Annotated in this window: 13 protein-coding genes and 1 pseudogene; all 14 read left to right on the top strand. The window is 44.0% G+C overall.

The annotated features are described in order from the left end of the window. Positions 1-178 precede the first annotated feature (178 nt). Positions 179-667: a 30S ribosomal protein S13 gene (locus ACP5N5_RS04190; RefSeq protein ID WP_042666795.1), complete on the top strand. Its 489-nt coding sequence runs from the start codon at positions 179-181 to the stop codon at positions 665-667. A gap of 5 nt (positions 668-672) precedes the next feature. Beyond that, a complete protein-coding gene (locus tag ACP5N5_RS04185; protein WP_048058932.1) occupies positions 673-1,185 on the top strand; it encodes a 30S ribosomal protein S4 in 513 nt (170 codons plus the stop codon). A 13-nt stretch (positions 1,186-1,198) separates the two neighbouring features. After that, a complete protein-coding gene (locus tag ACP5N5_RS04180) occupies positions 1,199-1,600 on the top strand; it encodes a 30S ribosomal protein S11 (RefSeq protein WP_012609031.1) in 402 nt (133 codons plus the stop codon). Positions 1,601-1,626: 26 nt separating this feature from the next. Beyond that, complete coding sequence (locus tag ACP5N5_RS04175) at positions 1,627-2,469, top strand: DNA-directed RNA polymerase subunit D (RefSeq protein ID WP_042666793.1); 843 nt, start codon at positions 1,627-1,629, stop codon at positions 2,467-2,469. Next, a complete protein-coding gene (locus tag ACP5N5_RS04170) occupies positions 2,466-2,828 on the top strand; it encodes a 50S ribosomal protein L18e (protein WP_012609029.1) in 363 nt (120 codons plus the stop codon). Before ACP5N5_RS04175 ends, ACP5N5_RS04170 begins: the two co-directional genes overlap by 4 nt. Positions 2,829-2,833: 5 nt before the next feature. Continuing rightward, entirely contained in the window at positions 2,834-3,286 is a 453-nt protein-coding gene (locus ACP5N5_RS04165) for a 50S ribosomal protein L13 (protein WP_276814596.1), read from the top strand. After that, positions 3,283-3,705 carry a 30S ribosomal protein S9 gene (locus ACP5N5_RS04160; RefSeq protein WP_012609027.1) on the top strand — a complete coding sequence of 141 codons (423 nt, stop codon included), beginning with the start codon at positions 3,283-3,285 and terminating at the stop codon, positions 3,703-3,705. Before ACP5N5_RS04165 ends, ACP5N5_RS04160 begins: the two co-directional genes overlap by 4 nt. An 8-nt stretch (positions 3,706-3,713) precedes the next feature. Continuing rightward, positions 3,714-3,914, top strand: coding sequence for a DNA-directed RNA polymerase subunit N (locus tag ACP5N5_RS04155; RefSeq protein WP_042666790.1), 201 nt, complete (start codon positions 3,714-3,716; stop codon positions 3,912-3,914). A gap of 13 nt (positions 3,915-3,927) precedes the next feature. Beyond that, on the top strand, positions 3,928-4,575 hold the full coding sequence (gene rpsB / locus ACP5N5_RS04150) for a 30S ribosomal protein S2 (RefSeq protein ID WP_012609025.1): 648 nt from the start codon (positions 3,928-3,930) through the stop codon (positions 4,573-4,575). A 98-nt stretch (positions 4,576-4,673) separates the two neighbouring features. Next, a complete protein-coding gene (gene amrB / locus ACP5N5_RS04145) occupies positions 4,674-5,525 on the top strand; it encodes an AmmeMemoRadiSam system protein B (protein WP_042666788.1) in 852 nt (283 codons plus the stop codon). A gap of 53 nt (positions 5,526-5,578) precedes the next feature. After that, a complete protein-coding gene (gene fni / locus ACP5N5_RS04140) occupies positions 5,579-6,697 on the top strand; it encodes a type 2 isopentenyl-diphosphate Delta-isomerase (protein ID WP_428133204.1) in 1,119 nt (372 codons plus the stop codon). Further along, positions 6,694-7,176: a DUF2118 domain-containing protein gene (locus tag ACP5N5_RS04135; RefSeq protein ID WP_042666787.1), complete on the top strand. Its 483-nt coding sequence runs from the start codon at positions 6,694-6,696 to the stop codon at positions 7,174-7,176. Before fni ends, ACP5N5_RS04135 begins: the two co-directional genes overlap by 4 nt. Further along, complete coding sequence (locus ACP5N5_RS04130) at positions 7,145-8,914, top strand: glutamate--tRNA ligase (protein ID WP_048058930.1); 1,770 nt, start codon at positions 7,145-7,147, stop codon at positions 8,912-8,914. Before ACP5N5_RS04135 ends, ACP5N5_RS04130 begins: the two co-directional genes overlap by 32 nt. Positions 8,915-9,057: 143 nt before the next feature. After that, positions 9,058-9,153: pseudogene (gene rpl7ae, locus ACP5N5_RS04125) on the top strand (50S ribosomal protein L7Ae); the annotation flags it as partial.

The raw sequence follows: 9,153 nt of genomic DNA, 5'->3' as shown, positions 1-9,153 counted from the left end.
GGGGATACAGGGGGGAACAAAAACGAGGGGATGAAACCAATTTATATAAACCTACATGGGACCTGAACCCCTCTAACTCGAGGGAAAAGTGTTTTAAAGCTAAGCTTTAAAAACCGTTATCAGTTAATTATGTTGAGTAGTTATGCATATGCTTATCGAGTTAAGTCCGGTGAAAGAATTGAGTGAGAGGGAGAGTTTTAGACAGATAGTTAGAATGCTGGAAACCGATGTCGATGGAGAGCTTCCATTAGTTTACGGTCTCTCAGAAGTAAAGGGCTTGGGCTATACATTTAGTCTAGCAATATGTAGAATACTAGGGTTGAACCCTGAACAACGCGTTGGTTTCCTAAGCGATGACGTGGTTAAGAGTATCGAAGAGGTTGTACGCAACCCTGGGAAATACGGTATTCCATCATGGATCTATAATAGGCAGAAGGATTACACAACAGGCCAGAATCTTCACTTAACTGGTGCAAACCTAGTATACTATGTGAAGGAAGATATTGAAAGGGAGAAACGCGTAAAGAGCTGGCGCGGTATAAGGCATGCCCTGGGCTTGAAAGTTAGGGGCCAGAGAACTAGGACAACAGGTAGAACAGGTGTAACCGTGGGTGTGAGGAAGAAGAAAGCCACCCAGCAACAGCAAAGCAAGAAGACAGAGGGGTGAGTTAGATGGGCGACCCACGCAAACCAAGGAAATCTTATGAGGGTCCCCGGCATCCATGGCGTCGCGATATATTAATGTATGAAATGAAGCTGATGGGTACCTATGGGTTAAGGAATAAAAGAGAACTATGGAAGACCGCGACCATGGTGAGGTATTATAGGCACAGAGCGAGATCCCTATTAGCAACGCCTCCTGAAATCCGTGAGAAGGAAGAGAAAGCCCTTTTAAACAGGTTGATAAAATTAGGGCTACTTAAGGAAGGAGCCAGGCTGGATGATGTGTTAAACTTGAAAATAGAGGATCTACTGGAGAGAAGGCTTCAGACCATAGTGTATAAGAAGGGGTTAGCAAAGACCCTTCATGAAGCCAGACAATTAATTGTCCACGGACACATAGCAATAGGGGGTAGAAGAGTGAGGTCGCCTGGCCGAATAGTCACAGTTGATGAGGAGCCATTGGTTGATTACTACCCATTCAGTCCATTAAAGCAGAGAATAAGCCAAGAAGCACAGGCATAGAGGTGATTGAACGGTGGCTTTCTCAATGAGAGAGTTAAAGTGGGGCGTAGCACATATATACAGCAGCCCCAACAACACAATAATACATATAACAGATATAAGCGGAGCGGAAACTGTGAGCAGGATAAGCGGTGGAATGGTTGTAAAGGCAGATAGAGAGAAGCCAAGCCCTTATGCGGCAATGATGGCCGCGGCAAGGGCTGCAACCCAAGCGATGGATAAAGGTATCACCGCGCTACATATAAAAGTAAGAGCACCAGGAGGCCACGGCCCTAAGACTCCTGGGCCAGGTGCTCAAGCAGCTATTAGAGCTCTGGCCAGAGCGGGTTTCATTATTGGTAGAATAGAGGATGTGACACCAATACCACATGATACCACAAGAAGGCCTGGCGGTAGGAGAGGTAGGAGGCTATAGAAGGGCAGAAACGGGTGTTTTCCAGCTTGCATATTGATATACTTGAGAAAACCCCCTCTACTATTAAGCTATATTTAAGGGATGTACCATTACACCTCGTTAATTCGCTGAGAAGAACAATATTATCGGAAGTCCCTACAATGGCTGTGGACTACGTGGCTATAACGGAAAACTCAAGTGTCTTCTATGATGAATACATATCGCATAGGCTTGGATTAATACCATTAAAAAGCAATGAAGCATTGAACAAGTATAAGCCTCCCGAGGAGTGTGCAGAGGCCGGTGATAGAGGAATATTCTCGCAGGATTGCTTCGTAACCCTAAGGCTGGAGGCAAGCGGGCCTGAGAAGGATGTTTTAACAGTGTATAGTAGAGACCTTGTTAGCAGTGACCCAGATGTTGTACCAGTCTACGGCGAAATACCGATATTGAAGCTTATCAAGGATCAGAGCATAAGGCTTGAGGCATATGCCAGGCTTGGAAGGGGAAAGGAGCATATAAAATGGAGCCCAGTCTCCACCGCTGCGCATAAATATGTTCCAGTGATAACCCTCGATAGTGAGAAATGTAAGGGGGCCGAGTGTTCTAGATGTGTTAATGCATGCCCGAAGAATATATTTGAGGCAGGCAACAACTCGGTAAGGGTTAAAGAGGATAAAATACTTGAATGTACATTCTGCAGGCTATGTGAAAACATATGCCCCACCCAAGCCGTGAAGGTATCATGGAGGGAGAACGAGTATATATTATATCTAGAGCTAACAGGAGCTCTGAATGCTAGAAATATTTTAATAGAGGCAATAAACATTCTAAGTAGAAAACTAGATGCTTTCATAGATGAGTTGAGAAGGAATGGTGTCGCTGTATGAGCAGGCTGAGGAAAACAAATATAGTTTTAAGGAAAGTGATAGAGGAGTTGAGGAAGCAAGCCTCTATAAATAACGCACCAATATGGAGTAGTATAGCTGAGGAATTATCCAAGCCAACCCGTAGAAGGAGGGCTGTGAATATCAGTAGGATAAATAGATACAGTAAGCCCGGGGACGTTGTAGTAGTGCCTGGAAAAGTACTTGGTGCAGGTAATATAGATCACCCGGTTACTGTGGCAGCATTCGGATTCTCAAGGACAGCACTTGAGAAAATAGTGAAGAGTGGTGGAAGAGCAATATTTATCCTCGACCTTGTTAAGGAGAACCCTACCGGAAGCAGCATCAAGATAATTGGGTGAGCTTGATGAGTGAGGAGAAAGTACTCTACATAGATGCATCGAACCAGATATTGGGGCGTTTAGCGAGTATTATTGCTAAGAAGTTGCTCGAGGGATATAGAGTCATAGTGGTTAATGCTGAGAAAGCCGTGGTAAGTGGTGAGAAAAACAGGGTGTTAGAGGGCTATAAGATATTATTTAGGGTTAAAACCCACTACAATCCAGAGACCAAGGGAGTCAGGAGGCCTAGAACCCCGGCCAATATCTTTAAGAGGACTGTGAGAGGAATGTTACCGATAGATAAGCCGAAGGGAAGAGATGCTTTTAGGAGGCTCAGAGTATACATAGGTGTGCCAAGCAACATGAAGAATATCGCCTTCATACAGTTCCCCGAAGCCTCAGTCTCCAGGCTCCGTAATAGATATGTTTACTTAGAGGAGGTGGCGAAAGCCATAGGGTGGAGGGGTGTTAGGAAGTGAGCCAGACACTCAGTGATAAGATAAAAATAGTTGTTTCATCAGGCAAGAGAAAAACAAGCATTGCTAGGGCTGTGATAAAACCCGGGATTGGAAGAGTATGGATAAACAACGTACCAGTAGAGTTCATCCAATTCGAGCTAGCCAAGATGAAGATACTGGAGCCACTATTACTAATAGGCGACCTAGCAAAAACAGTAGATATAAGGGTTAATGTACACGGCGGAGGCTACATGAGTCAGGCCGAGGCTGTTAGAATAGCTATTGCAAGGGGACTAGTCGAGTTCTTTAACAGTGATGAGGTGAAATCCCTATTTAAAGAATATGATAGGCACATGCTAAGCGGTGATCCACGTCAGACAGAGCCTAAGAAATGGGGTAGATATAGTGCTAGAAGGAGATGGCAGAAGAGCTATAGGTAGGTGGGATCTTGTTATTCCCGGTTAGATGTTTCACCTGTGGTAAACCCATTGGGCACTTATGGGAGGAGTATATTAAAAGAGTTGAGAACGGTGAGAACCCGGCTAAAGTATTAGATGATCTCGGTGTGAAAAGGTATTGTTGCAGGAGAATGTTTTTATCATACACGGATATATCAAAGGAGATATTATATTTCCCTAAGATCTCGTAGGAGGTGGTAGTGAATGAGCGATATACCTGAAGGAGAGGCACCTGTTTCAAAACCCGAGAGCGGAGTAATTGAGCTACTCGTACCAATTGAGAAATACTTATCAGCCGGTGTGCACATAGGCACCCATATATGCACGAAGTTCATGGAGCCATTCGTGTACAGGGTTAGATCCGATGGATTATATATACTGGACGTAAGGAAAATAGATGACAGACTGAAGATAGCTGGAAAATTCCTCGCTAGATATCAGCCCGAGAAAATAGCCGTTGTCTCAGTAAGACAGTATGGGAGGAAGCCGGTTCAGAAGATGTGTCAGTATGTAGGATGTAAGCCATTCGTAGGTAGATTCTTACCGGGAACCTTCACTAATCCAAGTCTTAAGATATACTTCGAACCAGATGTAGTAGTGATCACTGATACAAGGTCTGATATGCAAGCCCTTAAGGAGGCCGCTGAAACAGGTATACCAATAGTAGCCTTAGCAGATACCGACAACAGGGTTGACTATGTAGACCTCATAATACCCGGGAACAATAAGGGTAGGAAGAGCCTGGCCCTAATATACTGGATACTAACGCGTCAAATACTGCGTGAGAAAGGTGTTATACCGCCGAACGCTGAACTACCTGAGCAGCCTACTGATTTCGAGGCATCCCTCTAAATTTTTCGCAAGCATCCAGGACCATATTTCTAGGCTTATTCCATAATGCTTCAAGGTATTTAACTCGTAGTTAACAGTTATTATTCAAGGGGAGCAGGTTGAAGAAGAGGAGTCCTATAGTAGCCGGGTATTTTTACCCTGATAAACCTGGGGAGTTAAGAAGCGTGATAGAGTGGTCTTTCAAACATGGGATCGGACCCGGGAAGCCACCGAGTCCCTCAGATATCCAGGCCACGAATTCAATAGGCTATGTAGCCCCTCATGCAGGCTATATTTACAGCGGCCCTGTAGCTGCACACGTCTACTTTGATATGGCTTTAAATAAGAAGCCTGATACCATAGTGATACTTGGTACAAATCACACAGGTCTTGGAAGACCTGTTTCAGTGTATCCTGAGGGAGTATGGGAGACCCCCCTTGGAGACCTTGTTGTAGACAGTGAGATTGGAAGACTTATTGTGGAGAACAGTGAAATCGCTGAGTTCGATGAATATGCTCATTTAGAGGAGCACTCAATTGAGGTCCAACTGCCATTTATAGTGTACATCTATGGCGAGGATGTGAAAATAACCCCGATAGTTATAGGTATCCATACACCAGATATAGCAAGAGACCTAGCGAAGTCGATATATGAAGCATCAATGTCAACCGGTAAGAGAATAATAGTGATAGCGAGCAGCGACTTCAATCATTACGAACCCCATGAAGAGACAAGCAGGAAGGATTCAATGGCCATAGATAGAATACTCAAACTCGACACAGATGGATTATACAATGTGATACTGCATAACGACATAAGTATCTGTGGACCAGGAGGAATAATGACCCTCATGGAATACACTAAAAAATTGGGAGGGAAAGCCCAGCTATTGAAATACGCGACAAGTGGTGACACCTCCGGGGATTACTCACACGTAGTTGGCTACGCTGCTTTAAAGTTTTATATTTAGTGAGTGCTAAGCTAATATGCCGGCTTATATATTTAAGGAAGGTTGTATTAAGCATGGATGAGATACAGAATAGGAAACTGCACCATATAAGGTTAGCACTGGATCCCAGGGTCGACTTCAAAGACCATTGTAGTGAGATATATAGAGAGATACAGCTCGTGCATCAAGCTTTACCTGGATTAGACTTCGATGAAGTGGATGTGAAGCAAGTGTTTTTAGGCTACAGGCTAGAAGCCCCTATAATGATAACGGGTATGACGGGAGGGCATCCATCACTAGTCAGCATAAATAAAATGCTTGCAACTCTTGCAGAGAAGAAGCGAGTAGCCATAGGTGTCGGTAGCCAGAGAGCCATTGTTAAAAGCAACTTCAGCGAGGATGTCGTGGCAAGCTATAGGATCGTAAGGGAGACAGCTAGAAGTGTACCGGTAATAGGCAATATAGGTTTAAACACCCTGAGAGACATCGACACTGATACAGTCATAAGGCTAGTTGAAGTAATAGATGCCGATGCCATAGCAATACACTTGAACCCAGCACAAGAAGTAATACAGCCTGAAGGAGACACCCGTTTCAGCTTAGATGTGATTGATAAAGTCAAGGAATTAGTTACATCTCTCCGTAAACCCGTTATAATCAAGGAGGTTGGGAACGGGTTATCCATGGAGACGGTGAGGGTATTCCATAATATAGGGGTGAAAATATATGATACAGCCGGTGCATGTGGTACAAACTGGGCTCTCGTTGAAACGCTTAGAAATCAACCAGGGTCATCACGCTATGAATGCGGACTGAAGCTATCCGAGTGGGGGATACCAACACCGCTCTCAGTAATAGAGACAAGGTATGTTGCCGAAGACTCATTCATTATCGCGAGCGGCGGCGTATGGGACGGCTTTAAGGCAGCTGTGAATATAGCGATTGGTGCAGACATGGTTGGAGTAGCTAAACCCATTCTTAAGAATATACTTGACAACGGGCTGGAACGTGCCGAGGCATATCTAGACAACTATATCTTCGAGTTAAAGACTGCGATGTTCCTCAGCGGTGCCAGGAATATTGGTGAATTAAGGAGCAAGCCTATTATCCTCGGGCAGAAAATAGTAAACACGATGCTCCAGAGGGGAATAAATCCCCATACCTACCTTAACAACACGAGGAGAATGAAGTGAGCGAATACTCTTTCCCACAGTTATTCATAGAGGACGTCGACTCCGAGAGAATAATCTGCCTCAAGAACTCGGAGTACGCTTGGGCAAGCATCCCTGAGAAGAATAATTGTACAAAGTACTATGGTAGCATACCATACGAGGAGATACTGAAGTACATAGACTTGGAAAAAGCCATTTTGAAGAGGAGTACAATATTATTCAACACTGGAGAGCCGTCTAAAGCACTGTTTTTCTCCGAGAATACACAGCTATGCCTGCAGGAAGCGAAGGGTAGGAGAGTATTTTATATAGGGAGCATGAAGCACGTTAGAAAAAACGATTTAATAGCATACATTGTCACCAGGAAAAACGAGGTCAGAAACATTTATTCTACTTGTGAAGGATTTATACTAGCAGTCATCGATTTAACCTGGGAGAGGCCTGAGAGAATCATAGTGGTGGTGGCGATTGAGCAGCCAAGAGAAATCATTATTAGATAGGGTGAGAGAAACCGCTTTCAAACACGCATTGGTAAACGCTGTAAAACACGAGGGTAAAGCCGATTTTAAAGCGGTGGTTTCAAAGGTTATCGGGGAAATCCCAGAGATACGTAGCAGAATCAAAGAATTCATCGACTTGATAAAGGGCACCATAGAGGAAGTAAACAAGTTAAGCATCGAAGACCAGTTGAAAATAATCAGAGAGAACTGGCCAGAACTACTGGAGGAGAAGAGGGAAGCCAAGGAGAAGGAGCTGCCCCCATTACCCAATGCCGAGAAAGGTAAAGTGGTAACCAGGTTTGCACCTAACCCAGATTACACAATTCACCTTGGAAACGCTAGGCCAGCGCTGTTAAGCTACTGGTATGCTGAATTATATAATGGAGCGATGATACTTCGTTTCGAGGACACCGACCCAAGGATAAAATCACCTTACCCAGAAGCATATACAATGATAAAGGACGCATTGAAATGGCTTGGAGTAAAATGGAGCAAGGAATACATACAGAGCCTCCGGATGAATATATTCTATAATGTAGCAAGAGAGCTGATAAGCCGTGGAGGAGCATATATTGACACCTGCCCCGATAAGGAATTCCGCTTATATAGGAACGCTGGCAAGGCATGTCCCCATAGGAATACGTCAGTCGAAGAGAACCTTGAGAAATTCGATAAAATGCTTGAGGGGCACTATGGTGAAGGAGATGCTGTTCTAAGGGTGAAAACCGATTTACAACACCCGGATCCAAGCGTAAGGGATTGGGTTGCATTCCGTGTAATAGATACATCTAAAACACCACACCCGGTCACCGGGGAGAAATACATTGTATGGCCAACTTACAATTTTGCTGCTGGCGTCGACGATTATTTAATGGGTGTAACACATGTCCTCCGCGCAAAGGAACACATATCGAATACTGTCAAGCAGAAATACCTATATAAGCACATGGGCTGGAAATACCCCGAGACAATACATTTTGGACGTTTATCATTAGAGGGTGTGATACTGAGCAAGTCTAAAATGAGAAAGCTAGTTAAAGAACAAGGTATCTCACCATATGATGACCCAAGACTCGGAACAATTAATGGGTTACGTAGAAGAGGCATTCTCCGTGAAACAATCTGGAAAATAGTTAAGGAAGTGGGAATCAAACCCATCGATGCCAAGATAAGCCTAGTTAATCTCTACGCTATCAACAGGATCCTAGTTGATCCAGTCGCGAACAGGTATATGGGTGTTGAAGAACCGGTTCCAGTAATACTAAAGGATGTGAAAGAGGAGCTTAAAGCACAAATACCAATACATCCATCAAGACCGGGGCATTACGAGTATAGGATACTGGATGGCTCGGTAATCCATATATCATCCAAAGACTTGGGAACACTGCTTCAAAGCGAACATAAAACATTCAGAGCCATGGGGCTAGCTAACTTTACGATAACGGAGCCAACGATATTGGATGGTAAGCCAGCATTCATAGCCAGGCTCCACAGCATTTCACAGGAAGATGCAAGGAAGCTAAATGCTCCAATAATTCAATGGGTTAGCAACGATGAGAAAACAGATTTATTCCTCCTGATCCCGAGCGGATCAGAGATCAGGGAGGCCAGGCTCCTAGTTGAAAAACGCATTATTAATGAAAAACCAGACTCCATTGTGCAATTATACAGGGTCGGGTTCATTAGAATAGATACTATCAAAGAGGAAAAAGTAATAGCCGTCTTCTCACACGAATAAGACCACCGGATTCATTATTATATGGAATGGAAAGTCGCATCAAAAGTAGTTTAAAAATTATTTAATGCCCGTAATTTATAAAGCCCTGACATTATTCTATATAGCTTGTAGACGACCACGAGTTAAGGGAGGAGGATGAACACATGCCTAAGCCGTTTTATGTAAAGTTCGAGGTACCGCCTGAGCTAGCTGATAAAGTATACCAGGCAATATCAAAGGTAAGAGAGACTGGTGGGAAA

The organism is Desulfurococcus sp., assembly GCF_049970475.1.
In the GTDB taxonomy this organism is placed as follows: Archaea; Thermoproteota; Thermoprotei_A; order Sulfolobales; family Desulfurococcaceae; genus Desulfurococcus; species Desulfurococcus amylolyticus.
This window is presented reverse-complemented; position numbering and strand designations above follow the sequence as displayed.

Coding starts and splice junctions, on each gene's coding strand:
- ACP5N5_RS04185 (WP_048058932.1), top strand. CDS start 673: ATGGGCGACCCACGCAAACCAAGGAAATCTTATGAGGGTCCCCGGCAT.
- ACP5N5_RS04170 (WP_012609029.1), top strand. CDS start 2,466: ATGAGCAGGCTGAGGAAAACAAATATAGTTTTAAGGAAAGTGATAGAG.
- ACP5N5_RS04165 (WP_276814596.1), top strand. CDS start 2,834: ATGAGTGAGGAGAAAGTACTCTACATAGATGCATCGAACCAGATATTG.
- rpsB (WP_012609025.1), top strand. CDS start 3,928: ATGAGCGATATACCTGAAGGAGAGGCACCTGTTTCAAAACCCGAGAGC.
- fni (WP_428133204.1), top strand. CDS start 5,579: ATGGATGAGATACAGAATAGGAAACTGCACCATATAAGGTTAGCACTG.